This is a genomic window from Bacillus sp. SB49 (genome assembly GCF_000469135.2).
In the GTDB taxonomy this organism is placed as follows: Bacteria; Bacillota; Bacilli; order Bacillales; family Halobacillaceae; genus Halobacillus.
The window spans coordinates 3,677,655-3,704,191 of record NZ_CP048117.1 but is presented as its reverse complement, the minus strand read 5'-3'; the positions used below and the strand labels follow the sequence as shown (position 1 = coordinate 3,704,191).

At 43.7% G+C, this 26,537-nt stretch carries 22 protein-coding genes; 14 read left to right on the top strand and 8 right to left on the bottom strand.

The window, feature by feature from the left end; translation table 11 throughout:
* Positions 1 to 3 precede the first annotated feature (3 nt).
* The 4 genes from M662_RS19125 to dndB are packed head-to-tail and all read right to left on the bottom strand — an operon-like array spanning position 4 to position 5,093.
* Positions 4 to 396 carry a DndE family protein gene (locus tag M662_RS19125; RefSeq protein WP_026577666.1) on the bottom strand — a complete coding sequence of 131 codons (393 nt, stop codon included), beginning with the start codon at positions 394 to 396 and terminating at the stop codon, positions 4 to 6.
* Positions 393 to 2,399, bottom strand: a complete 2,007-nt coding sequence (gene dndD, locus M662_RS19120; protein ID WP_026577667.1) for a DNA sulfur modification protein DndD — start codon at positions 2,397 to 2,399, stop codon at positions 393 to 395. Before dndD ends, M662_RS19125 begins: the two co-directional genes overlap by 4 nt.
* 30 nt (positions 2,400 to 2,429) lie before the next feature.
* Positions 2,430 to 3,995, bottom strand: a complete 1,566-nt coding sequence (gene dndC / locus M662_RS19115) for a DNA phosphorothioation system sulfurtransferase DndC (protein ID WP_026577668.1) — start codon at positions 3,993 to 3,995, stop codon at positions 2,430 to 2,432.
* On the bottom strand, positions 3,996 to 5,093 hold the full coding sequence (dndB, locus tag M662_RS19110) for a DNA sulfur modification protein DndB (RefSeq protein WP_026577669.1): 1,098 nt from the start codon (positions 5,091 to 5,093) through the stop codon (positions 3,996 to 3,998).
* Positions 5,094 to 5,262: 169 nt separating this feature from the next.
* On the opposite strand from dndB, the gene dptF reads away from it, so the two are divergent.
* From dptF to dptH, 3 genes are read left to right on the top strand one after another with little or no spacing between them, the layout of a single operon-like run.
* A complete protein-coding gene (gene dptF / locus M662_RS19105) occupies positions 5,263 to 7,575 on the top strand; it encodes a DNA phosphorothioation-dependent restriction protein DptF (protein ID WP_026577670.1) in 2,313 nt (770 codons plus the stop codon).
* Complete coding sequence (dptG, locus tag M662_RS19100) at positions 7,575 to 8,987, top strand: DNA phosphorothioation-dependent restriction protein DptG (RefSeq protein WP_026577671.1); 1,413 nt, start codon at positions 7,575 to 7,577, stop codon at positions 8,985 to 8,987. The genes dptF and dptG overlap by 1 nt, the downstream gene beginning before the upstream one ends.
* Positions 8,959 to 12,936 (top strand): DNA phosphorothioation-dependent restriction protein DptH, encoded by a 3,978-nt coding sequence (gene dptH, locus M662_RS19095; protein WP_081694885.1) that lies wholly within the window; start codon positions 8,959 to 8,961, stop codon positions 12,934 to 12,936. Before dptG ends, dptH begins: the two co-directional genes overlap by 29 nt.
* A gap of 301 nt (positions 12,937 to 13,237) precedes the next feature.
* On the opposite strand, the gene M662_RS19090 is transcribed toward dptH, so the two are convergent.
* The 3 genes from M662_RS19090 to M662_RS19080 all read right to left on the bottom strand — a co-directional run bounded on the left by M662_RS19090 (position 13,238) and on the right by M662_RS19080 (position 15,426).
* A complete protein-coding gene (locus M662_RS19090) occupies positions 13,238 to 13,582 on the bottom strand; it encodes a DUF4064 domain-containing protein (RefSeq protein ID WP_026577673.1) in 345 nt (114 codons plus the stop codon).
* A gap of 24 nt (positions 13,583 to 13,606) precedes the next feature.
* On the bottom strand, positions 13,607 to 14,359 hold the full coding sequence (locus M662_RS19085; protein ID WP_026577674.1) for an FxLYD domain-containing protein: 753 nt from the start codon (positions 14,357 to 14,359) through the stop codon (positions 13,607 to 13,609).
* 83 nt (positions 14,360 to 14,442) lie between these two features.
* Complete coding sequence (locus M662_RS19080) at positions 14,443 to 15,426, bottom strand: helix-turn-helix transcriptional regulator (protein ID WP_026577675.1); 984 nt, start codon at positions 15,424 to 15,426, stop codon at positions 14,443 to 14,445.
* 189 nt (positions 15,427 to 15,615) lie between these two features.
* Between M662_RS19080 and M662_RS19075 the strand changes: the two genes are divergently transcribed.
* From M662_RS19075 to M662_RS19065, 3 genes are all read left to right on the top strand, one after another.
* A complete protein-coding gene (locus tag M662_RS19075) occupies positions 15,616 to 16,500 on the top strand; it encodes an AbaSI family restriction endonuclease (protein WP_026577676.1) in 885 nt (294 codons plus the stop codon).
* A 139-nt stretch (positions 16,501 to 16,639) separates the two neighbouring features.
* On the top strand, positions 16,640 to 17,992 hold the full coding sequence (locus tag M662_RS19070; protein ID WP_026577677.1) for an FAD-binding oxidoreductase: 1,353 nt from the start codon (positions 16,640 to 16,642) through the stop codon (positions 17,990 to 17,992).
* 252 nt (positions 17,993 to 18,244) lie between these two features.
* Entirely contained in the window at positions 18,245 to 18,565 is a 321-nt protein-coding gene (locus M662_RS19065; protein ID WP_008634324.1) for a DUF3817 domain-containing protein, read from the top strand.
* A gap of 61 nt (positions 18,566 to 18,626) precedes the next feature.
* Here the strand turns inward: M662_RS19065 and M662_RS19060 are convergent, their stop codons facing one another.
* Positions 18,627 to 19,889, bottom strand: a complete 1,263-nt coding sequence (locus M662_RS19060) for an Nramp family divalent metal transporter (RefSeq protein WP_026577679.1) — start codon at positions 19,887 to 19,889, stop codon at positions 18,627 to 18,629.
* A 236-nt stretch (positions 19,890 to 20,125) separates the two neighbouring features.
* Between M662_RS19060 and M662_RS19055 the strand changes: the two genes are divergently transcribed.
* The 8 genes from M662_RS19055 to M662_RS19020 all read left to right on the top strand — a co-directional run bounded on the left by M662_RS19055 (position 20,126) and on the right by M662_RS19020 (position 26,348).
* On the top strand, positions 20,126 to 20,830 hold the full coding sequence (locus M662_RS19055) for a DnaD domain protein (protein WP_026577680.1): 705 nt from the start codon (positions 20,126 to 20,128) through the stop codon (positions 20,828 to 20,830).
* Positions 20,827 to 21,165, top strand: a complete 339-nt coding sequence (locus tag M662_RS19050) for a hypothetical protein (RefSeq protein WP_008634321.1) — start codon at positions 20,827 to 20,829, stop codon at positions 21,163 to 21,165. Before M662_RS19055 ends, M662_RS19050 begins: the two co-directional genes overlap by 4 nt.
* Entirely contained in the window at positions 21,152 to 22,483 is a 1,332-nt protein-coding gene (locus M662_RS19045) for a replicative DNA helicase (RefSeq protein WP_035388106.1), read from the top strand. Before M662_RS19050 ends, M662_RS19045 begins: the two co-directional genes overlap by 14 nt.
* 129 nt (positions 22,484 to 22,612) lie before the next feature.
* Positions 22,613 to 23,515, top strand: a complete 903-nt coding sequence (locus M662_RS19040) for an alpha/beta fold hydrolase (protein WP_008634319.1) — start codon at positions 22,613 to 22,615, stop codon at positions 23,513 to 23,515.
* Positions 23,516 to 23,654: 139 nt separating this feature from the next.
* Complete coding sequence (locus tag M662_RS19035; RefSeq protein WP_008634318.1) at positions 23,655 to 24,776, top strand: GGDEF domain-containing protein; 1,122 nt, start codon at positions 23,655 to 23,657, stop codon at positions 24,774 to 24,776.
* A 97-nt stretch (positions 24,777 to 24,873) separates the two neighbouring features.
* The gene (locus tag M662_RS19030) at positions 24,874 to 25,239 is read left to right on the top strand and encodes a CidA/LrgA family protein (RefSeq protein ID WP_026577683.1); all 366 of its coding nucleotides are present in this window, start codon (positions 24,874 to 24,876) and stop codon (positions 25,237 to 25,239) included.
* Positions 25,236 to 25,925, top strand: coding sequence for an LrgB family protein (locus M662_RS19025; RefSeq protein ID WP_008634309.1), 690 nt, complete (start codon positions 25,236 to 25,238; stop codon positions 25,923 to 25,925). The genes M662_RS19030 and M662_RS19025 overlap by 4 nt, the downstream gene beginning before the upstream one ends.
* Positions 25,926 to 26,054: 129 nt before the next feature.
* Positions 26,055 to 26,348 (top strand): YesK family protein, encoded by a 294-nt coding sequence (locus tag M662_RS19020; RefSeq protein WP_008634307.1) that lies wholly within the window; start codon positions 26,055 to 26,057, stop codon positions 26,346 to 26,348.
* Positions 26,349 to 26,537 lie beyond the last annotated feature (189 nt).

Here is a 26,537-nt window from a genome sequence, read left to right as displayed (position 1 = left end):
CACCTACGCCCCCTTTATGTTTTCTTCCGCAAGCTTAAGTAAATTTTTAAGCAGTTTATCATAATTACCAGAGTGCTTATATTCTTCGTTTAAAAGCTTTGTTCCTCTAGACAAATGTGCATTAAACATAGTGGGGAAGTACTCATCTTCATGAATCTCTCTCACTGCATTTTGCCGAATTATTGCTTTATAAAAGTAATCACGGTCACCTGTTAAGGTATTCCGGTTAAATTCTAACCCTTTGCTATCGGAAGAGACCAACTCGGGTTCTTCAGGGATTAATACAGATAGTGAGATTGCAAGTCTAGCTAAAATATTTGGCGTCAATCCGGTGGAATTTTGAAGGCCTTTGAGTAATTCTGCGGTTTCAACCGTTGTTTTCAGACGAAAGTTCATTCTTGCTCCACCTTTTCTTTCTCAAAATTAAAGAAGTGTCTTTCAATATTAGTCTTCTTGTTGTTGTTGTCGTAATTTAGTGTATATTCATTAGCTACATTTTTACGAAGATTTGAGTATAATTTGTAATCAATTTCTGAATCGGTAGAAAGAACAATGTTTTGCACGCCAAGGCGTGGTAGAAGCTTAGAAATAATGGCAAGCTTATGTTCATTATCAAGTCTTCCTAAAAGCGTATCAAGGATGAGTGGTAGCTCTTTTTTAGAAGATTTTATAGTACCCCATATTATGGAAAGGGCCAGTAATTCCTTTTCTCCTGCAGAAAGTATATCTTTATTTATAGAGTCATTATTGTGGTCAATAATTGTTAGTTCAAAAGACTCTGGGTCAATCATGATGTGTTTTATAAATGATTTCTTGCGTAAAAGATCTTTAAACATTTTTGAAGAGAAGTATTCAATATCTTTTAATTTATTTCTAAGTTGCTGTTGTTGGAATTTTCGGCTGATATTAATAATTTTTTGGGACTCAGCAAAGGATGATTTAGTTTTACGTATCTTGTATAGCTGCTGCTTAATTCTTTCGTACTCTTTATTTCTATTGTCTACGTTAATACTCGCTTCTTCTTTCTGACTGTTTAAGGACGATATCTTATCTTCAAGATCTACAATCCTTCTACTGTAGTCTTCCATGCTTTCTATCATTTTATTGAATTCATTTGATTCATGATTGTCCTTGAGAATTTTTCTTAACCTTTGTGCCTCTTTTAGTAGACTGTGATTTTGTCTAATGATTTCTATTATTTCATTCAAGCGAATTAAATTTGTTTCTTCGAGCAACGTGTACACTTGGTTAGCTTCGGTATTTGAAGCATTGTGTATTATTTGAGTACTGTTTGTATTAACCAGATGGGAAGAAAGTGTTTCTTTTAAATTTTGTGCATCGTCGTTCGATAAGTTCAAGTTAAGATTTTCTAACATGGACTCCATTGGAAGCTGATTTATTTTTCCTCTCAGAATATTGGAAACGTGATATTCTTCTTCATTCTTTAATTGCTCTACTAAATCGTACACAGTGGGGAAGGCAATGAAAAACGGAAGCTCATTTGCTATAAATTCTTTGGTTTTCTCTAAGAGGTGCTTCCTTTGACCTTCAATAGTGTTAAGTTTGTCCTGTATTTTCTCTCTCTCGTCATAAGCCACTCCACCATGTACTGAAAAATCATTTTTTACAGCACTGTATTTTTGCTTATTCAGCTCTAATTCGTTTTGAGTGTTTTCTAGTTCCTCATTCAGCTCACTAATATGCTTAAGTAGTTGACGCAAATCTTCTTCTGCTAGTTTTTCATCGTTTTCTAGTCGAGCTTGCTCCTCAGATTTGGAGCTTTGATCTAAATACAAACCTAAATCTTTTTCTAAGTTTTGGAAAAGGTCTAAATTGAAGATTTTAGACGATAGTACCTTAAGATAATTAGATAAATTATTCTCATCTGTTAAATGAGAAATTTCTTCCCCGTCAAAGAAACAAAGTTCTAACAAGGAAGGGGGGAAACTTGTGCGTAGGTGAGTGAAAAATTGATCTTTCTCTACCTCATTTACTTCTACACCGTTTTTGATTACACTAACATTCTCTCTAAAGGTACCAGTGATATCCCAATAGCGGATTATAGATGCATGTACCCTTTGAAAATTTTCTATCATTGAAAAATCGATGCGTACTTTAAATTCATTTTGGTATTCTTTTAAATCATTTTGGTTTTGCTTTACGGCCTGAGAGTTTAAAAGAGCTCGTATTTTCTTTATATATTCATTTGAGACAGTTTTGTAGCCAAAAGCTAACGGTCCATACAAAGCGATGCGCACACTGTTAAGAAAAGTAGTTTTACCTGCACCATTCTTTCCGCCAATTAGAACAGTGCTGGCATCTTCCTTTGTTTGGAAGTTAAATGAGTTTAGCCCTTCATATGGGCCGATGTTGTTTATAATAATCTTTTTTAAGATCATAAAGTGAATGTTCCTTTCAATGGTTGCACATTATAAGTGTAAGTAGTCTTGTTGTAGTGCTGAGGATAATTGATCCATTAATCCCCGGCGTACTTTAAAACCTGTATAATCTTTTTCAATCAATAACAGTTTTTTTACAAGCTTAAAATCTATATCCTGTTCTTGACATAACATTTCAAGATGGTGAAGTTCATCTTGATCGAAGAATAAACGTTCATCTTTTTCCCAATTAAGATTTTCATTGAAAACCTCTTCATAAATAGTAGGCAAGCTGTCAACGAAATCCCCGTGACTGAACCAGATCTTTCTAATTTCTTTTAGCTCTTCTTCCTTAATCAAGTCATATTCTTCATCAAAAGGGTGTGTAAGATTGTGTTGCACTTCTAATAGTTTTTGAAGGATTTCCTTTCTAGCCTCGAGTGTGAAAGGACCAAGCCCAAGGCGGCATAAGTTGCCTTTCTCATCTTTAATTAACACCATTGGATCATCAGAAGAAGACAGGTCAATATTATGGCTGTTTAAATATTGTTTTAGCTCAGATTTCTCAATAATTTCGAATTCTTCTAAATTAATTAGATCTTTGCGACGGCTACCTTTTTTAGGTATTAGAACATAGGAGACATCGTCAATCTCTTTAATCTGCATTGGCCTAAAGTATACCTGTCCATCCATTCGATATTTCATTCTTCTTGTCCTGTCATCTCTAATTGAAGCAAGCCAGTTCCGGAAGTCTAGTAAAGGTTTCATCCAATCGTGACCACTATCTATAAACCCACTTAGAGCTTTGTCTTCATTTACTACTGTACAAACCCAACATCCGAACCTTGAGTTACCACAAGACCCTGCGGATTCTTTAACAGTTTTATCTACTACTAAAGGACACTCGCCACTTCCAGATTCTTTATATAAACGATGAAGCTCATAATTATCATCTCCCCATGGAGAATCAAATGTAAGGAGATAATTCCATACATCATCAATATCAAACTTTCGAATTGGAGCATATACGTAGGCATTAGATAAGGTCGAGTGTCGCATAAGTGTTTTACCCTCGACAGAGTGAGACTTTATAACGTTGGCACGAGTTGCACTTTCAGACTCACGAACACCTAATACCATAATAACTTCCCCAAAAGAATCTACTTTATCTTTTATAAATTGGTTGGCAGGATCAATCTTCAGGCGATCGGTACACCATCTAAATTGTTGGTTCGGAGATGGGTAACCTTTACCGATTATATTTACCCAAAATGACTGATCAACCATCGGTTTAACTTTATGTGTTTCAATAGGAAGTTTTAACTCCAAAGCTTTTTCTTCAATACGACGAAGTGTGGTGTTGATAGATTGAATGATTAAAGGAGTTTCTACTAAAGTATCTGATGATATGACATGAATTTTTTTCGTTAGTTGATCCTTTGGAAGCTCACAAAGGGCTTCAAAGACTAATTGAACTACAACAGTGGAGTCTTTTCCTCCACTATATCCAATAACCCAGGGACGATCATCTCCTAAGTATGTTTGTTTTACCTCCTCTTTAGCCGCGTCTGTTATGGATGTCTTTTCGTCAAATGCTTGTGAAATTATGCCTTTCATTTATGATGTTCCTTTCATAAATTGGTCTTCTATTAATTCTTCCTGTTTGTTTAATGAAAGACCCAATTGTTTTTTAATTTGTATAGCGGTTAATCGGACGGTGTTCGTTGTCTTTTGGACCCGTCCATTGTGATTAATAGCTCTTCCTTGCCAGTGGATTGTGTTGGTTCTTGACCAATCAATCTTATCCAAAGATTTTATAATCTTTTTCCAATGTTGTGGATGTGTCTCACGTAATTCTTTTCCTATATATCCTAGAGCCTCAACGAATACACCGTGCCCAACTATGAAATTTATCCGCAATTCTTTAGGTGTTAACTCCCTGTTTAGAACTTGCTTCCACTCTGAAATAGAGTCGGTTAATGTATTCCAAAAATCAATCAAGAATTCCTCATCTTCTTTGTTAATGTTTTGCCCTTTAGACACTCCGAGAAGTTTTAAATTAGTATTGAAAATATGATTCAGTGCAATTATTTTTGGTGAGTTTTTTGATAGGGAAACTCTTTCTCGATCAGTATATCTCTTTAGAAATGTATTATTTTCTATTACTTTTCTTGTAGCGTTCGCCAATTGGTCGCGATGATCATACAAAATTCCTAAAGAAGAAGTAGTATTCACCGCATGACGATTTAGATCTGAAAATATCTGCTGCGATTTTTTCAAGCCAGAATCTATTAGGAATACTACAGAGATCGTTTCACTACCAAGTTCCGGATTTATCTTTAAAGCTTCTTCGATTGCTGCTCTTCTATGCTGCCCATCATTAATTAAGAATCGAGAGTCTAATGAAATGGTGAGCATGCCTATATCATTGAGAGAGGGTTGACTTGAAATAGAGTGGAACTCCACATCTCCATCAATCGACGCAGTAAGTGAAGAAAATACATAATCATCCTTATTATTAACAATATAGTTGGTCATTTCGGGAATGCGGTTTTTATTAATAATCCTTTGTGCACGGTAATCTGGTGGTATTTCTTCCTCATCAAACAAGAAAATCTTTGGTATCACTCTCAACGGGCACATGGCAATATAATACTCTTGTCCAGCTTGCACCCCTTTTATAGCAGGGAAGTTGTAACTAAAACCAAAATCCATGACCATCCTCCTGATTACGTACGTAGTTTCATGATTATATTATATCTGCCATAAGCTCTCATCACAAGAATTCATGTTTGTAAATACCAAAAAATATTAACTATCTAATTAAGTGTTATTTTATGTTAAGATTGCAGTAAATTAGACATTTATTCGGAGGTATATTCTTATGCAACAACAAGGTGCATTTTGCTCTTTTTTAGAAGATTTTAGCGAGAACTTGTACAAAATAGCCCAAAAGGTGGATGACCTTGTCTACGTTGATGCTACTTCCGCTGTATTTCAGGGAAGAAAATTCACAGAGACTCTATTAAAAGAAATATATATAATTGAAAAAGATGTAAAGGATGAACGAGCTTGTCCGAAACTTTATGATATGTTGAAAGAATTATATAGAGAAGGGGTATTCTCTAAGAAGTTACAAGAAGACTTAGAATTTTTACGACTTCATGGGAATAAGGCGGCACATGATACTCGAGACCACTCACTGATTGCATCTCTAAAAGTACATAAGAAAGTTTTTAAGTTAGCCGGTTGGTATAAAGAGGTTTACGGATCTGCTGATTTTGAAATGCCGAAATACGAAGAACCAAAACCAGCCCAAAGTTTAAGTGAGGAACATATACAAGACTTGATCAAACAGCATATTAGTAAATTCACGGAGGGTAATCTTATACCAGAAGCTCGTCCACAAGAAGGTATGGAGACTTACGAAGAAGAAAGCGAAATTACTTTTGAGATTTCTGAAGACTTAGATGAGAACGAAAGTTATTTAATACGAGAGCTAAATAGGTTAAAGGCTTCTTCGCAGGAAGCGCTAGAGAATGTAGGGCGTTTTTCCAAGTTTAAGAATTATATGCATGTAGAGAGAAATATTCAGTTTAACTTAGAAAAGGAACTCGAAAATGCTAAAGGTGAGACTAAGAAACTCGTCTTACTCTCGGGAAGTGTAGGAGATGGTAAGTCACACTTGCTCTCTTACTTAACGGAAAATAAGTCTGAACTAATTAAGGATTTCACTATAATCAATGATGCTACGGAAAGTGATTCCCCAGAAAAAAGCAGTTTAGAAACACTAACAGATAAACTTGCAGGTTTTAGTGATGAACATTACGAAGAAGGAAACGAAAAAATAATACTGGCGATTAATTTAGGAGTGCTACATAACTTTATTAGCTACGAACATTCTTCGCACACTTTTTCAAAGTTAGAGGGTTTTATTAAAGATAGTGGTTTGTTCTCTGAAGAGGTTACGGAGGTATATAGCGAAGACTGTTTATCCATTATTAACTTTTCAGATTATCAAGCATTCAAATTACAAGAAACGAAGGCTTTTTCGCAATATTTTGACCAAATAATGAATAAGATTACGGAAGTAAGTAAAAGTAATCCTTTTTACCAAGCATTTCAATCAGATCTTAAAAAGAATGTTTATACTGCTGTTCATTTAAATTATGAACTACTATCTAATGAGCAAACGCAAAGAATCTTAAATAAGCTTCTTTGTTCTATGATCTTAGAGGATAAAGTAGTTATTTCTACTAGATCATTTTTAAATTTCCTTGCTGATATTTTAATTCCATCAAATACAGATTTAGAAGATATCCGTATTGAGAATATGACAGAGTTTGAGCGCATAGAGTACTCTTTGCCTTCCCTTATCTTTAGTAACAGAGGCAAAAGTGAATTAATTGACCGCTTTTATAAGTATGACCCAATACATTTAAGGTCAAAAACTTTAGATAAAGTTATAAATAGTATTTACAGCACTAATAATTTCAAAAAAGTAGTTCATGAAAATATAGGTGAGAAGAGTTACAAAAAAATCTTTAATCCAATTATCGAATTGCTTCAAGAAAGTGAGAACTCACTTGAAGACGAAGTGTTCCAATCATTAACAAAGTGCTTTCTGCGCGCTGGCTATCTTACTGATCCTATCTTACAAGAGGAATTAGATAACCAATATATGAAGCAGTATATTCGCTTTCTGTATGGATATAATCGCGGTGACAAAAAAATCATCACAGAAATCTATGAAAAAATTAGGAATGTTATTTTTTCTTGGAAAGGTTCACCTAAGCGAGGATATATATATATAAACAACTTGAGTGAATCTTATAGAGTGGCTCAAAAACTCGAATATAGACCATTGCTAGATACTTCAAAAGCACAAATTACACACGAAGAATTTGAGTCTTTCAGCACAACTATTTCCTTGAGATTCGTTGGGAGTATGCCATCTAATGACCTTTGCCTAGAAATAGACTATCCATTATTTCAGTTACTCTCCAAGGTATCCGATGGATATCGACCTAACAAAAAGGATTATGAAGACGGGCTGAGTTTTATAACATTTATGGATCAGTTAATCTCGAAAAGTAAAAATTCGGATCTTCTTATTCATTATCATGGGGAAAAAGATTTGTTTAGCTTGGAAAAGCAATTTACGGGATTATTTGCATTTGAGAAGGTGGAAGATTAATGAGCGGATTTTTTAATTTTGAACCTATTGAAGGAATCTTACGTAAAAAGCAAAAAGATGGTCGTTTGTCACATGATACAGGGGATATAAAAAACGCTTTCCCCTTTAATTCTTCTCGTAAGTCTAACGTTTTTAGCGAGGGAATCAACGAGATCATTGGAGAGTTGGTTCGATTAAGTAATAGCTTAAAAGAACCCAATTTAAAGTATGAAGGGGATTATTATTTTTCTGAGTATCCCTTAGTAAACATGGTAATTGAAGATGTGAGTTTTCCTGAAGATATGCATCAGGAGGTACTTACGAAGTTTTTGGAGGAGTATTTATACAAGAATGGGTCAGATTTAAAGCCGCTTCACCTATACTTGTTTAATTATATTACAAGCACGGAAAACAAAGGAGAAAAAGGAAAGTACGCGAGGTTTATTTATGATTTATTATTCTATAACAAGCCAGAAATATCCTCTTTGTTCTCTAAAAAAGACACAGACAACCTTTTAACAGAGCTAATCATTTCTTCACTTCCGGATTTGGAGGCTAATACAGGAGATCATTTAAATGCAACTAAATTCTCAAGTATTAGCCCAGATATAAAAGAAATGTTTGCGTGTGATTTTATGTTTTTAAGTGAACATAAGGATTACTTTATTACTCATTTCTTTCATCTCATACACTATTATGTTTTTCAATACGTCCTCCAATTCTTAAGGAACGCTCAAAGGTTTGGGAATGCTCATTCGACAGAATTTATGAATCCTCTTCACTTCACCTTTGATTGGGAAACAGGCGTTGGAAGCTATCGAAATGCTGTTCTGGATTTCCAGTTCATCAAAAAGAATGCTAAAAATCTTTTTGTTCACATTCACACGATGTCGCATTTGAGCCATAACACACGTAACCCAAATAAAGATATACAATCATACCAAAAATTGGTTGAAGAACTTGATCGGTTGAATAATGAAGAGCAAATGATGGAGAAGGAGAAATTAATAAATTGGATTCGTACGTATTCTGATTTGGCATATTTAACGATTCCTTCTGATTTGCACTCCGATATGTCTTTCAGTGAACTATTTAACACTTTGTTTAGTCAACTTCATAAGGGTATGAGTGAAGGAGTGTATAAAAAGTATGGGGACAATATTGAAAAATTGGGCAAAGGAAAGTTCTTGAAAGCGCGCGGAAAGCATGGATTTGTTTTATCTCTCAAGCAAGAAGATTTTCTTTTATTAAGTGCAGTGGCTGTTGGTAAGGAAAAGATCCCTCTAAAAACTTATTTTAAAGAACTTGAACGAAGAGGGATGACGTTTGATCAGTACTCCAAAAAGGAAGCGGTTCGCTTATTAGAACAACAAAATTATATTGAAAAGAAGAGTGATAGTGGTGATGCGCAATATGTCAAACCAATTCTTTGAATTCATAGCAAGGATAATTAATAACTATTTTAATAGAGCTAATCCAACACCTGGTGAAAGGTATTATCTAAGATTAAATAATGCGGAAGATGTATCAGCCTTAAAACAAGCATTAAATAATTGTAGTAATAGTAAAGGCTTTGAGTATGTCTTAGAGAGTGGCGGAGAATATTCCACAACTCAATTGGAATGTGGGAAAGGCGCGAATCTAGTTATTGCGGATACGGGAAGCTATGTTACTAACGACTTTTTGGTCACGCTGCGAAATCGAGTCGGGGATCAAGTAGACAATTGGCAAGGAAAAGCTCTCCTCAGCATAATTTCTGATGATTTAGATTCTATAAGTGGGGGAAGCGTTTCGCTTCAGAGTGAAGGAATGCCTCTGCACCCAGATGTTCTTTCTGAGACTCTGAGAGAGAACATTCAGGAAGGTGTAAGCGATTCTACCGACCAAATTGTACTAACCAGTTATCTCTCTCAAATTGATCAAGAGAGAATCGTTCAGTTTACCACATTCTATGATTACAAAGAGCTAATTGAAATAATTAATAGAAAAAAATTATCAAAACAAGATTACCAAAATTTAGGGATGTTTAGAGATGAACAACTGAGTAAATCCAAAGGTAATAATTTGGATGAAAGACTAAATAAAAATAAAGAGTTGTATTTGAAATTAGAGCAGCTTAATGAACTAAATCAAGAAGACGAAGAGTTTGCCAGGTTCTTTTTAGATAAGGATATTCCCAAACTAAAAAAAGAAAATTGGAAAGAACTTGATTTTGCAGTAGTTTTTCAATCGAACAAGGCTAGGAAGGAAGTTGACAAAGGAACCAAAGTGTCATTTGAAGACATAAAAATTCCAACTAATGTGAGTTGCCACTATTACTTACGGCCGTTTTCTGATAAAGGGGCGGGAAAAAGAAAGTATCAGCTTCTTTTCTATACAAATCAGCCCGAGAAATTAAACTTTCACATAAACATAGACGTAAAGAATAGCCAAGTTGATGGACTCCATAAAAACTTCTTAAAAGAACCGATTCTAGGTACAGATGTTAAAGTTCGAAAAAGATCGCTAGAAGTGTCTTTCTCAAATAGAGATTCCCAAGGACCTCTTTATGAAAAACTTGTTTATAAGCATGAAGATAAAGCATCTAAAGGTGCAGAGTTTAATATTTGTGTTCTACCATTTGAAGATCATATTTTTCAAGATTACCATAGCTCGTTTGAAGTGGTCGTTAAGAAAAAAGAGCAATACATTAAACTGCCATTTGATAGTGATAAAATTACTCTAGGAATTAATCCAAGTTCTATAGAAGACATACATGATGAATCCCAAGTTTTGGATGTGAAAAGTTCTGATGGTTCTCAATACGTAATTCCTAGTGTCCTGTTAGATAGCGATGACCGAATTGTTTATAAGGTAAGATACTCAGAAACTGATATTTGGATTGAATTAGATGGGGAAAAGCCAGATGCACACCCAATAAAAGCAAACAGATTAGCTAAACTTAAGCGCGAACAAAAGTTAAGTTTTGCTAGAGAGGGAACAAAAGTAACAAGTAACGGAAATCACGCTCAAGATTACTATATTCCAAATGATTATAAAACTTTCTTGGATGTAGAATATCAATGGGTGGATGAATTGGCGTGCGCAGGTGCGTATGTTGGCGGGGATTTCATAATCGATGAAGATATTAAGTTATCCCCTGAACTCAGGAATGCTTATAACCGATTTGTGAATATTTTCATGAAGAGAGAACCCTCCATTGTTTATTGGGATGAAAAGATCACGAAACGAGCTACAGAGTATATTACTCAGTTTACTAAAGAAGTTGAAAATATGGATCCTACACAACCAGCAGGTAACAAAAGTAAAGGTTTATTTAAGTTAGGAACCATAAATAAGAATAATGGGGAAGAAATGTGGCTAACTCCATTTCATCCATTAAATGTTGCTTTTGAGTTAAGAAAGCTTGTTGAGTTAAGGGATGAACAAATAGATCAGGGGATACTTGATCGTTTGAAACCAGATGGTTTGCTCCCTTATATTTTCGGTGAACAGGAAGTAGTGTATAGTCCAGACTCACAAGAAAATATCCCAGGATGGATGGTTTATAAGGGGATGGATACTTCTAATGTGGCGGATGCGGATCTTTATTTAGATAAAGTAGTTAAAGATAAGTTACAACAATTTGAAGAACATTTCTCTTATTTATTCTTAAAAAACTCAAAGGCTCCAGTCAAAGTGAATATTATAAACATATTGAATGATTATAGAGCTATTCGTGGACTTCTTCAGTGGTATTTAGATAAGAAGAATAAGCAAAGTGCATATAGAATGCCAGCGCTAATTGTCAATGTATATCGCAATCACTCAGAGGACAGCTTTTGTGAAAAATTTGCTGAAACAAGAAGTGTCCATGAGTTCGAAGAGGTTTTTAATTTAAAGCTTAAATCCAATGATCCAAATCTGTCTTCCGAAGATTTGCTAGAAGAATTACATCAAAATATTAAATTTTATGTAGGTGAACCACCTTCCATTTTCGAATATGCTCATATATCTTTTTATAAGATGGAATCTCAAAAGCAGTTTGCTTCCCAGCCAATGGACCAATTAGAATCGGGCGTGTCTATGAAGGGGCTTTACACAACTGTTCCCGCTAAGAAACATGTAGAAGACTATAGAAGTGGTTTCGGAATTATGGATTACAAATTCGAGGAAGACGACCTATTGATTAAATGTGCATACTACTTAAATGAGTTAGCCTCTAATATGGATAATCCAAGTAACACGTATGATAAAGGTCGAGGAATAGTAGCATGTACGACGTTAGACGATTTACATGTTATTCAAAGTGTCCTGCAATCCTCCAACTGGGTCACCTTTATAGATCCTGGTGTTGATCTTGATTTCTTTGAAAACACAGTGGAAGGTTCGCTTGTTATACATTACAATGATCAGTATTCTTCATCTAGTCGGTATGACGCTATAACTGTAACGAGTAGTGCTGAACAATATTACGATGTTATTAGAGAGTTTTTGGCTTCGATTAACATAACTTCTGATGATCGGCTAAAGACTGCACATAAGGCTATTTCTGGTTTTAACACGATCAACGGAGAATGGCTACTGAAAATACTAGGTAATAGAGGATATTTTACTGAAGAAAAATTAAGTATATTAGCTGCTATCAAAACTGCTTTAGCTTACTTCAATCATGAAGATATTCTGTGGGTTCCGGTTTCGTTGGAAGAGGTATTAAGAGTTGCTGGTGCAGTTAGCCTAAACAAATCCGGTGGTATCTTTACAGCTAAGAACCTGGGTGTCTCGGGCAAACATAGTGATGACGTCCTTTTAATTGGTTTGGAGCAAGAAGATAATGGTGTAAAAATACATCTTTATCCTATTGAAGTTAAAATAGGGCACAATCATGAAAGTGTAATTAATAAGGCTCGTGAACAACTTGAGAAAACCAGTTCATTGCTTAAGAGTCAGACTATTGATAGAGAGGATTCATTTATAAAACGTTTCTATCAAAACTTTTTTGTACAACTATTTACGTCTAATGCAAAAAGAATTACACAAACGAAATTCTTCCATAGTAAAAATTATGAGTTGCAAAATGAACTTACAGAACGGCTAAAAAAGGGGGAGTATGACTTTGTAAATTCTCTCGATTCTTATATAGGAAAAGGAGCAGTCATTTCTTTTAAGAAAGGAACTTTTGTTCGAACGAACGAAATAGACTCTTCCACGCTCTTGCTTGAGATGTCCAAAGAAGATGACTTAAAGCCTTGTATTGTAGAGGATGTAGAGGAGTTAGAGGACTGGCTAACTAATGCTTCCACAGACTTTAATAAAGACATTATTTTAAAGTATTCTTTTAAAGGTGATAAAAAACCTGAAGAAAATGTTAAGGAAAAAATCTTTAAATTTTTAACGGAATAAAGTAACAAAGGCAGGAACTCTACTCGTTCCTGCTTCCTTTTTTATCTTTTTGGAGGACTGGCGAGAATAAACAAGAGCTACATAATTTTTGGCGCGTTTTCTATTTTAATTGGTATTAATATTCTTCTTGAAGGTATTTACGGCTTACATGGAACTGGGGATAGACGATATGAATGCTTACCATTTAATTTATTTCCAGGTTCTTTGTTTTGTGTTAGGTGCGATTATTATTTTACTTGGTATGTTTAAAAGAATGGAATAGAACGAAAAAGGGAGGCCCGATTATCGGTCCTCCCTTTTTTTAAGCAGCCGCACGCTGCGACTTTTTCCCTTTCCTCAGAATCCCCATCAACCCTGCCGCTACAAGGAACAGTGCCGGGACGACACCGAACAGGCTGATGGAAATCAGGATGGCGACACCACTGATCAGCATGAGCCATCCGCCCAGTTTCGGTTTGAATTTGACGACGATCGCTCCTATGATGGCGAGGATGCTGAACAGGAATGCGCTCGACCCAAGGCCGTTCAGTTCGCTCGTTCCGTTGAAGGATTCGTCTAAGGCTCCCATGAAGAGGGCGAAGAATGCGCCTCCGAACCCAATCAGGCCACCGATGATTCCCAGTACCATTTCTGTCGTTCTATTCATGTTTCATTCCTCCTTGGTTTTTAATCAGAATGACCAGTTATAGGCTTTCACTTTGGCTTCTGTCGCTTTGCCTTTGATATTGGCAGGGAGTTCCGGATAGTTCAGTTCAAATCCTGCTTTGCCGTCCGGGTTCAGGCTGACCTCGATGCTGCCGTTCAAGGTGCCGAGGAAGTTGCCTTCTGCATCATACAGGCCTGCGGCAAGACGGATATCGTCGGCTTTCTCCGTCGTTTCGTTGAGGACGGTTCCTGTCACGGTGTAGACGCTGGAGTATTCATCTTTACCCTCGGTTAGTTTGATGTTTTCCGTCGTGAGAAGAGCAGGATCTTCTTCCGTCTGGCTGAAGTCCATGTTCATCGTGGCGTTGGCAATCTCTTCTGCGGATGTGACGGTATCGAGGATGGTGTTTTCGCCGATGTAGGCGGTCTCTCCCGGTTGGACAATCTCAGGGACGGGCAGGACCATCTGCATCGTTCCAAGGATGGAACCGTCTTCTCCTTCGAAGTTCACTTGGATATCACCAACGGATGCGGGGGCGTCTCCTGTGTTTGTGATTTCTGCGGAATAACTCGCGTAAATGCTTCCGATGCTGTCTTCCCAAGCGTCGAACGTCTCCGATTTCACTTCCAGCTGTGCTTCGGTTTGATCGGCTTTCTCTTCTGCTTCCGCCTGCTTCGGTTCGTCTCCGCTTGACATCGTCGATTCTTCGGCTGCACAGGCGGTGAGCAGGCTTCCTCCGATGATGACGGCTCCTAATACTTTTACAAATGATTTCATGATGACCTCTCCCTTTCGATTTGGTACGTTCATCATAATAAAAAGGGTGAGCAAAAATTTGCTCACCCAACGCGTGTTCTTATTTATTGGTAGTGCTTGTACATGTGTTCCACTTCCTGTTTGATATCTTCGACAAGCTTATCCGGAGACAGCACCTTCGCCTTGGCTCCCCAGGTCAGGATCCAGTTAATGAGGCCACGGCTGATTTTTGCCTGTGTCGACAGGATGAAGCGGTCGTCAGTGACGGGTGTGATGGAAGCATCGATTCCGAAACGGTCGATGACGACGTTCAGGAGCGAGGCGTCGAATTCGATTTTAATACGGCTGTCTTCTCCGGTGAACATGTGGAAGCTTTGGTCCACGTAGTCCTGGATAGTAAATGCATCGCGGCGGAACCGTTCTTCCTTCATATCCATGTGGCGCATCCGATCCAGGCGGTAATGACGCATCTCTCCGTTGCCGCGGAATTTGCCGATCAAGTAGTAGTAATCACTCTGCCAGATCAGGGCGTATGGCTCGACTTCGTACAGATCGCCGTTACGGCTGAATTCGAATTCTTTCTTTAAGTTGTACCTGCCGTAATGATACTGGAGTACTTTTTGGTCAGAAATAGCTCTGTGTATGTAATCAATATTCAATTTGACTAGTTGGTAATCTTCGTTCGACGACTGCGAAAAAAGCACAGGGTCGGGTAAAGTCTTCGCTATGTGGCGGCTTGTCATCTGTTTCGTCTTCTGGATCAGGGTCTTCTTTTCCTTCTCCGTGATGAACTTGGCTGACAAGACGGCATCGTTGATGAAGCGGAGCTGGTAAGTTTCGAATAGGTGATCCTGATAGCTATAATACACCTTCCCGTATTTGCCTTTGTTACGGGCAATGTCCACTCCCGATTCCTCCAAGATCTCAATGTCCCGCTTCAGCGTACGTGGGTCGAAGCTTGCATCCGTGCCGAAATGAAGCTTCAATTTATCTTCGATTTCTGTGATGCTGAGCTCATTGTTTTCGTCTGTTTCCTCGAACAGGATGTCGCGCAGCTTCAGTAGACGGGTGTTGTTCGTTACTTCCATGTGTCTCCTCCTAATTGCTTGGTTATCCTGTCTTCATTCTATCATTTTTTACATGTAATTCCTTTAAATAAGGTTCATAGGACCGGGAGTTTTGTTCTGTTTTATGCTTCGCTCATACTAGTGAAGTTTTAGTTGTGGGGTTAATATAGAGAAAACCATTCAACAGTTAAATCCAGGGAGGTATGCAGGGTGGACAAACGGGATTATTTGGTCAAAACCTTTTCCAGGACGAAAAGGAAGGATTACGAGAATTATATATTGACCGCTGTTTGGCATAAGCTCGGGAACTTGAACGTAAAACCGGTCAGCCAGCAATACGTAAAGCGGGGAGAATCCTTTGCGCTCTTGGATTTATATTTTCCACAGCTCCACATCGGCATAGAAGTGGACGAAGCCTTCCATAAAAGCAACCAAACACAGGATGGGCTTCGGATGGATGATATTCTTGCTGCCGTGGAAGAGGATGAATTAGAAGATTTCCTTGTCTTACGTATAGATGCGACGCTTCCTGTCGACGATCTTCATAGGAGAATAGACGAAGTCGTGGCAGAGATTAACCGGAGAGCAACAAAGGTTCATGCGGAATGGTTTACATATGAAGAGGAGCTGGAACAATGCCGCTCCCAGGAATTCTTATCCGTGCACGACGCTTATACTTTCAAAGATATTAAGGACATTGCCAATACGGTCTTCGGTAAAAATTCAAAGCGGTACCAACGCAGCTATTTTTCTATTGGAGAACAGACGTGGTTGTGGTGTCCGAAGTTATCGATTGTCGAAGAAGGTAGTTGGAAGTCGGCTGCGGCGGGGTGGATCAATCGTTTGGCAGAGGATTGGTCCTATATCGATGAATCCCACGAAGATGCTGCGATTGTTGCGGAAAGGAAAGAGACGTATGGGTCAGGAGGGAAGGCGGATCAGCAGCGTGTCGTGTTTGCTAAATACAAAGATCATCTCGGTTTTCACAGGTATCGGTTCGTAGGAGTCTTTCAGCTGCGGGGAATATCTCCTTTAGACGATCGTTTCCTGCGGTATGAGCGGATAAGAAAGGAAGTGGCTATCGTTCGTTCCTAGTGAATGGGTTATGGCCTATCGGAAATAATCCCTGATAAAAGTATAGGTATCGTAGGGCTTTGCGATTCTGGAACCCTCACCTTTCTCCCACGCAAGAATAGAATAATAGATAACGATTATCATAATAGAGGTGGAAGAAGTGGGGTCGGAAATACCGTTTTTGAAAGGTCTGACAGGAGAGGTGGTTACTCCGAAGGACCAGGAATATGAAGAGGCACGTCAGGAGTGGAACCGGGCGATCGATAAGTTTCCCCTCGTGATTGTGTACTGTGAGCGGAAAGAGGATGTGAAGAATGCGATCCGCTGGGCGCGCAGGCACCGGGTGAGCATCCGGATCCGGTCGGGCGGGCATCATTATGAGGGGTATTCGACGGGGGATTTCGTGCTGGTGATCGATATCAGCCGGTTGAATGCGCTGCGGTTGGATGAGCATCACCACCTCCTTTATATGGGGGCTGGGGCGAAGAATACCGAAGTGTACGATTTTGTCGGTTCGAAGGGCTACGTTTTTCCCGGGGGGACGTGTCCGACGGTCGGTGTCGCCGGGTTCACGCTCGGGGGCGGCTGGGGATTTTCCAGCCGGCTGCTCGGTCTTGGGTGCGACAGTCTGGTGGAGATGGAGCTCGTCAATTTCAAAGGGGAGATCGTGAAAGCGAACAAGCACCGCCATGCAGATTTGTTCTGGGCGTGCCGGGGCGCCGGGGGCGGGAATTTCGGTGTCGTCGTCGAGATGACATTCCAGCTGCCGAAGCCGGTCAACAGTCACGTGACGCTTGTCCGTTTCTACTATGTCGGCACGACGGTGGAGAAGCAGGCGGCGGTGATGGACATTTGGCAGGAGTGGCTGCCTTGTCTCGACAAGCGGATGACGCTGGTGGCGAGCTTCTATCATGCGGCGGAAGAAGGGCTCGGCATCTTCGCTCAAGGGTTCTTCTACGGTCCGCCGGAAGAAGCGCGGCTGCTGCTGGCGCCGTTTGCGGTAGTGGAAGGGTTCCGGGTGGAGCTTGAGGAGTCGCCGTTCCTTGAGGCGGTGCAGAAGGTGGAGGAGACGTATCCGCCGTCGGAGAAATTCAAATCGACGGGGCGGTTCGTCGATCGGCGATTTACGGATAAGGAGCTCGAGACGATAGCCGGGCTCGTCCAGAATCCGGCGGAAGGATCGGTGTATGCAGCGGTCTCGTTCTATGCGATGGGGGGACAGATCTCGAAGATCGATAAGCGTGATACGGCATTTTACTACCGGGATGCGCACTATATCATCGGGATTCAATCCGTATGGACAGAGGATATGTTCGCTGAGAAGAACAAGGCATGGGTCCGCGAGCGCTTCGAGTATATCAAGCGGATCACGGACGGGTCGTATGTGAATTTTCCAATCAGCGGGTTGAAGGATTATGAACGGGAATATTTCGGAGCCAATGCGAAGCGGCTGGACATGGTGAATGAACGGTATGATCCGTACAACGTGTTCCGCTTTCCACAGGGGCTTTAGGTGACAGGACATGGGAGGCGCTCCCGTGTCTGTTTTTGTGCAGAAAAGCAGGTTTCAACGAATTGTCACAAACCCTCGATTCATGGAGTTCCGTCCCCGTGAAGCCTGTCCTATCAACGTTCGGAAGGGAAAGGAAGGACGGAATGGCTGCGTAACGGCAGGAATCCCCCTCCCGTATGGATTGCGCCCGTCTATCCGAGCGATTAAGATGGAGGTAGATTCTATTAACACCTTGATTAAAGGAGATTGCACATGCTGAATACAACGATTGGAAAATTGAGAGTGACGGGATTCCTGGAAGGTTTGTCGTTTCTGTTTCTTTTGTTCATCTCGATGCCGTTGAAGTATATATGGGACATTCCGGAGTTCGTGACGTATAACGGGATGATCCACGGGGCGCTGTTCGTGTTGTATGTCCTCGTCGTCGGTTATGTCACCTATCAAGTCCGTTGGTCCAAGAAATGGATGATCGGCGCCCTCGCCGCTTCCGTGATTCCGTTCGGAAACTTCGTGCTCGACCACAAGCTGAAGGGCAGGTTCCCGGAGCATCAGACCGAACGGGCAGCAGGATAATTTCATAGACGAAAAAAAAGAGTCGAACCTCAGGACGAGGTTCGGCTCTTTTTGTGCTTTTTTACAGGAACGTATCGACGATCAAATAGGCGTTCAGCAGGATGACGATGAAAGAGATCACCCAGGCGGCCGCCGTCGTTACGCGATGGTTCTTCAATCCGCCCATGATCTCCCTGTTGCTTGTGAACATAATCAAAGGTACGAGCGCGAAGGCGATGCCGAAGGACAGCACGACCTGGCTTGCGACGAGGGCTTTCGTCGCGTTGACGCCTGAGAGGATGATCGCAAGCGGCGGGATCATCGTGATGGCCCGTCTGAGGTACAGGTTGATGCTTTTTCTTATAAAGCCCTGCATGACGACGTCGCCGGACATCGTGCCGACGGATGAGCTCGAGAGTCCTGCGATCAGGAGGCCGAGGCCGAACAGGATCGCTGTGAAAGGTCCGAGCGTCGAGCCGAGTTCGTTGAACATGACGGTCAAGTCGTCGATGCGCATGTCGCGGTCGAAGAACAGGGCGGCTGCGATGACGAGCATGCTCATGTTGATGGCACCGGCGATGATCATCGCAAGGACGATATCGATGAATTCGAAGCGGAAGATCTGCTTCTTCTCTTTCTCGGTCCTGCCGACGACGCGCTTGTTCGTGAGTGCCGAGTGCAGGTAGATGGCATGCGGCATCACGGTCGCGCCGAGGATGCCGGCGGCGAGGATGATGCTGTCTGTGCCTTCGAAACTCGGGACGGCGATGCCGTGGCCGACTTCGGTCCAGTCAGGGTGCGCGAAGAACGTCTGGAGCGCAAAGGCCAGGACGACCATCAGCACCATGGCGGATATCGTCGTTTCGAAGGCGCGGTACCCCCTCCGCTGCATTTCAAGGACGGCGAAGCTCGCAAGTGCCGTGATGACGGCGGAAGGAACCATGCCGATGCCGAAGATCAGGTGCAGGCCGAGTGCCGCTCCGATGAATTCGGCAAGATCGGTCGCGATGATGACGAGCTCGCTCTGGATCCAGAGGAAGATCGACGTCTTTTTCGAGAAGCGGTCGCGTGCCACTTCAGGGAGATTACGGCCGGTCGCGATGCCGAGCTTCGCGGACATCGACTGGATCAGGACCGCCATCAAATTCGAGAAGGCGATCACCCATAACAATTGGTAGCCGAAGGTGGAGCCTGCGGCGATGTTCGTTGCGAAGTTCCCGGGGTCGATGTAGGCGACGGCTGCGATGAACGCGGGTCCGAGGAACGGAAGGAGACGCTTCAGCCCCTTTACATCCCCGCGCAGCACCGCTTCTGCTGCGGATGTGGTTGTGCTGGTACTACTCATGTTTCTTCACCTGTTTCTGTATATTTTGCCTTTATCATAAAAAGTTGCCTGAGGTAAAAACTTAACACACGACTATTATATTCCCACTTTTTAGGTTTGTAAACAGAATCGTTTTTCGAATTTCTTCAGAAAAAAATATTTTTTTTGCAAAAACGTGACACCAAAATGCGAGGTTCTTTCGATTATAGATTGAGAGGCTTTTTATAGTCCTCCAGAGAATGAAAGGAGTTGGAAGGATGAATTATTTGAAAGAGTTGAACGTGTTCCTGGACCGATTGGAGATGGAGGAGATGAGCGCAGGAGCAGCGATCCTCTGGGTGTCGCTCATGCATTTCAACAACAAAGCAGGATGGAAGAAGGAGTTCGCGCTGCCGTCGATGGTGCTCATGACGAAGGCACGCCTGTCGGAAACGTCCTTCAAACGGGCGCGGAAGGAGCTGAAGGAGAAGGGGTATATCAAGCACACATTCGTTGCGAGAAACCGTGCTCCGGTGTATGAGATGATCTCGCAGCTGGGTCCGGAACAGACCGCCGGTTCGGCCGGAGGAACGGCCCTTGAGCCGGACCATGGGACAGCCCGTGGGACAGCCCCTTTATATAAACAAAAGGAAAAGAAACAAAACAAGCATGAGGAGGCGGACGCTCCTTTGATCGATCCTCATACGTTCTACGAGCAGCATATCGGCCCATTGAATCCGTTGATCATCGAACGGATCACCTACTGGTGTGAGGAGCTTTCGGACAGGCTTGTGATCGAGGCCGTCAAACGTTCCGTGGAGCAGAACAAGCATTTCTTCCGGTATTGTGAAGCGATCCTGAAACGGTGGGCGGCAGACGGGGTGAAGACGGTCGCTGATGTGGACCGCATCGACTCGATGAAGGAGAAGGCAGGCGGCGGGGAAGACCTGTTCGAAGCATTCCGAAGGGAGCGGGAGCAATGACGTATGAAGAAGCGGTAAAGGTGCTGAAGACGATCAAGGATTTCTATCCGGATAAATTCCAGCTTACTGAGAACACGATCGCCATGCTTGTCCCGGAAATCGAGAAGATGGAGTATGTACCGGTGATGAAGCGTCTCACGGCGTATGTGTGGGAGAATCCTTTTCCACCGCGGCTCGTGGATATTGCGTCGTATCCGGAAGAAGTGGAGGATCAGCTGGAAGAAGAACGGAAATGGGCGCAGGAAGCGGCGGCAGTATCCATGGAAACGAAGCGGAAATTCGAAGAAGCGATGAAAAATCTGATGAGGAAGGTGACGCAGGATGTTTATAAATGAAGCGGCAGAACAAGTAGTGATCGGATCGATTTTGTTGGATGGGGGATTGATGGAGGATGCGCTGTTGTTTCCGGTCCACTTCTCGAATCCCGGGCACAGGCGGATTTATGAGGGGATGAAGAATATCCATGAGCGCAACGAGCCGGTCACCATCCTCACGGTCACGACAGAGCTGAAGGGAGAAATCGGCAAAGTGGGAGGCGTCGGGTATTTGGCGGAACTGGCAGGATCGATTGCGACGACCACTACGTTCCGGCACGATCAGCGGCTCGTCCTCGATGCCTATCGTCACAGGGCGTTGGGAGAGGCCTGTACCCGCTATATGAACGACCCGACAGATGACGGAATCGAAGAACTCTATCAGTTCTCGGAGAAATACCGCAAGTTGAGTCTGGACTGCACCGACAAGCAGATCGAAGAAACGCTGCTTGAAATCGTCCGTGAGATGGATGAAGCGGAGAAGGGGAAGACCGGTTATGGAACAGGTAATGAGCTGCTCGATATTAAAACCGGCGGCATTCAGCCCGGCGATTTGGTGATTTTGGCGGCCCGTCCGTCGATGGGGAAGACGGCCTATGCGCTTCATCTTGCGGCCAATCATTGTGAGGGCGGAGGCAGTGTCCAGATTTTCAGCCTGGAGATGGCCGTCAAGCCGCTGCTGCAGCGGATGATTTCGGCGGATGCGTCGGTGAACGGCAGGAAATGGCGGTCGAGGATGTTCAGCGACAGCGATTATGAAGGCGTCGTGGAATCGGTCGGGCGGATTTCCGAATGGGAACTCGACATCCATACCCACGCCTCTACCTACGAGGATATCCACGCTCATACGAGAGCTTACCTTCGCAGACATAAACCTCCGCGTCCGATGATCATCATCGACTATCTCCAACTGATGTCCACGAATGACCGCCATGAACGCCGCGACCTCGAAATCGGCCACATTACCCGCTCCCTTAAGAAAATGGCGGTGAAATATAACATTCCGATCATCCTCCTATCCCAGCTTTCCCGCCAGGTCGACCAGCGCCGCGAGAAGCCTCCGCTTCTGTCTGACCTGCGCGAATCCGGCAATATCGAACAGGATGCCGATATGATCACTTTCCTCTACCAATCCCAGGACCCGCAGGATGAAGCACACAAGGATAAAATCCATCTCCATATCGGCAAGCACCGGAACGGCCCGGTTGGAGACATTCCAATGTATTTCCGCAAAGAGTTCGGTAGATTTGAAGAACGGGGAGAGGGGAGTCTGGAGGCTTTACCGGAGCAAGGAACGTTTTTACTTCAAAAAAAGAACACGCCGACTCCGACTGTCTGACCGCCTCTTCTGTGACCTTCCGCTCAGATCGTTTCCGTGATTCCCTGATTGTTAGTCTTCCTTTCCTGTTTTTTCAGTAGAGAGGTCTGTTTCATTGATTCCATTCCGGGGGAGGAGTAAAGTGTCTCGATGTGGAAAGTTTTAGCAGAAAGGATGAGGCAGATGTGGAAAGAAGACTATGTAAAAGTGAATGATGTCCATCTTCATTACGTTACCAAAGGAGAAGGAGAGCTGATGCTGTTCCTTCACGGATTCCCGTACTTCTGGTACAACTGGAACCATCAGATGGAAGCCTTCGCGGAGGATTATAAGGTCGTCGCGGTCGATATGCGCGGCTACAACCTCTCCGATAAGCCGGAGGATGTCGAGGCTTATAAGATGAAGATTCTCGTTGATGATGTGAAGAAAGTGATCGAAGCGTTCGGAGAGAAGGAATGTATCCTCGTCGCGCATGACTGGGGCGGTGCGATTGCCTGGTCGCTTGCCTATACGGACCCTTCTTATGTGAAAAAACTGATCATGTTCGATGCGCCGCATCCGCATACGTTCCGTCGGGAGCTTGCGGAGAATCCGGCCCAGCGGGAAGCGAGCAGCTATATGGGATTCTTCCAGCGTCCGGATGCGCATGAGCTCCTGCTTCAGAATGATGCGGAGCGGGTGAAGAAGATTGTGACCTATCCGGGGCTCGAGAAAGGCTACCTGACCGAGGAGGAGGCGCAGAAATACGTCGATGCCTGGACACAGCCGGGAGCGATGAACGCGATGCTGAACTATTACCGGGCGATTTCCTTCTTCCCGTTCGAGGAGCATCTGAAGAAGCCGCTCCGCCTGCCGTATGACACGTTCGAAGCGCCGACACTCCTGATCTGGGGCGATGACGATATCGCTTTTGAGAACAGTAACCTGGACGGGATCGAAGCGTATGTTCCGGATATCACGATCCACCGTATGCCGGGGGTCGGCCATGCGCCGCACCACGAGAAGCCGGCAGAGGTCAATGGTTATATGCGTGCATTCCTTGAAAGAAAATGATGGTGAAAAACGTCCTCGGATGAGGGCGTTTTTTGTTGTTTTTTTACTGAAAAAGGACGTTTTGCTGTTCGGGATGCAGGAGAGTATGGGAGAAAGGTAGAAAGTAAGAAGAAAATCTATCGGTATAGGGGAGCGGTGTATGGAGATCATCGTGCAGTTTCAAATCAATCTATTTGCCCTTGTCATTCTGGCTGTCCTGTATATGATCATGCGGGCGAAGTCCAAGGTGGAGAGCTTCGGGAAGAAGGTGCTGAAGACGATCATGGCAGCGACCGCCTGTGCGATCGTTCTCGAACCGATGACGTGGATTTTCGACAAGAAGCTGTTCCCCGGGGCATTCGTACTCGAGTATTCGACCAACTTCCTCCTGTTCCTGATCGGACCGGTCCTCGGCGGTCTGATGCTGTCGTATGTCGATTACCACCTTTTCAAAGATCCTTCCCGTGTGCAGAAACGCATGTACTACCAGCAGCTCAGCATCGTGACGCTTGCTGTCCTTCTCATCAATATCTATCATCCTATCTACTTCGACGTCGAACCGGGCATCAATAAATACAGCAGCGCCGCGTTCAAAGACGTCCATTACGTCGTCCTCGGCAGTCAATATGTCTATATGTTCGCATTCGTTATTAAGAATCGAAAGCGGCTGCCCTCGTATGTCACCGGTCTCTTCCTCCTTTTCTTTGCGCTGCCGATCGTCGGAATGGTCGTCCAGCTGTTCGAATCGCGGATCTATTTCTCATGGACGGCAATCGTGATCGGGATTCTCGTCTCCTATACGTTTCTTGAATCGGCGACGACGGAGGAGGATTTCCTGACGAAGCTCTATAACCGGCAGAGTTATGAAGTCTATGTCAATCACCTGATCGAGATCCGTCGTCCCTTCGGCATACTGTTGATCGATCTCAACCATTTCAAGGAAGTCAACGATAAATACGGCCACCGAGAGGGCGATCAGGTTCTCGTCGGCTTTGCCCGTGTGTTGAAGAAGGTCTTCCAGCACAAAGGGCTTTGCGCCCGCCTCGGCGGGGATGAATTCATCGTCGTCGTCGAGAAGGAGATCCGGAACGTCGTGCCTGCGGTCACGGAAGTCGAGCGGAAGTTGAAGCGGCAGGAGGAGGCGCTTCTCCGCCAGACTCGTTTCAGCTACGGTTATCAAGCGTATGAGCCGGGCATGTCGACAGAGGAACTGTACACGGCAGCCGACCGGAAGATGTATGAGTTCAAGCGCATGGGCAGGCAAAAGAAGACGCTTACGTAACATCGGGGGCATTTTTCTACCTGCAAAAACGGTGACCTGAGACGGGAAGCGTACTATACTAGGGGTTGGAAGTTCATTAAGGAAAGAAGGATTCATTGTGTCAAAAGCAGCAAAGATTCTCTTACAAATAGCCGGACTCTATCTTATTTATCTGATCGGGACGTGGATCCAGTCGGCGCTCCACCTGTTCATTCCCGGCAGCGTCATCGGCCTGCTTCTGTTATTCGTATTATTGATGCTGAAGGCGGTACCGGAGAAGTGGTTCCGGAAAGGGACGGGCTTCATGATCGCGAACCTCCCGTTCTTCTTCATCCCTGCGACCGTCGGTATCATCAGTTACGCTTACGTCTTTAAAGGAAAAGGGCTGCTTCTGATCGTGATCGCCCTTCTCAGCACCGCGCTTGTGATGGGGCTCTCCGGAGTCGTCACCCAGCGGATGGTCAGAAGGAGGGAGGAAGCATGAAGGAGATAGGTATCGGAATCTTCATGGTCGTCCTCACGGTGGCTGCCTATAAGGCGGCGACCTTCGTTTACCGGAAGCACAACCGGATGTACACGGCGCCGATCATCGTCTCCACGGTGATCATCATCGCGTTCCTCCTCGTCTTCCACCTGCCGTATGAAACGTATATGACAGGCGGGAAATGGATCGATCACCTGCTGGGGCCGGCCGTCGTGGCGCTTGCGTATCCGTTGTATCAATACAGGGAGATTCTGAAGCGTATGCTCGTCCCGATCGTCACAGGTACGTTCATCGGTGCCATCGTCGGCATCACGTCAGGTCTGCTCCTCAGTAAGTGGGCAGGATTCAGCAGCCTGATCATCCATTCGATCGTCCCGAAATCCGTGACGACGCCTGTTGCGATGTCCATTGCCGAATCGACGGGCGGTGCGATGCCGCTCGCCGCTGTCTTCGTCATGATCGCCGGCATCGGCGGTGTGCTGATCCATCCGTTCGTCATGCGCTATACGAACCTGACGCACCGGATCGGGCGCGGCGTCGGGATGGGAAGTGCCTCCCACGCCATCGGAACAGCGACGGCGATGGAGCGCGATACGCTGGAAGGCTCGATCAGTACGATCGCCATGGTGCTGAGCGCCGTCATCGTGTCGATCCTTGCCCCTGGTCTGTCCCTGTTACTACTATGAAAAATGACGAAAAACGTCGGAGACTCCGGCGTTTTTTTTCGTTTCTTGTAGATTGGGAGAATGCCCCTTGCTGAACGGGTTAATATTGGATAGTATTAGCTTAATCTAATCGGATTGGAGGCGGAAAGGATGATGATTGGGGGACCATTTCTCGTTGCGACGATTCCCGGGGTGCTGGTCGTGATACTCTCGTACTGGCTGGCGCAGAAGAATCTGCCGCTGCTGGTGAAGATGCTGCCGACGATGCTGGCGGCCCTGGCTGCCACCATCCTGTTTTTTGTCGGCTTCGTCATGATCCGAGGTTTTGAAGGAGCGGCGTACAGTCTGCTTGCCATCTTCTTGATGGGCTATGCCGTCGTCGCTTCGACCGTTGCCAGGAAGAGACGGCAGCTGCTTAAGGAGAAGGAATCAGGAGAGGCGTAATCTACGCCTCTCTTCTGCTTTTTGAAAAAAATATTTTCAGGTAAGAGGGACGGGCTCCGGGAAATGGGACGCTTTCCACGGGGCGGCCGGTGAGCCTCCTCATCGCTGCGCTCTTCCGGGGTCTCACCTCTTCCGCTAATCCCGTCGGAGTCTGCCCATTTCCCTCCGCCCTTCACGGCGAGCATCCTT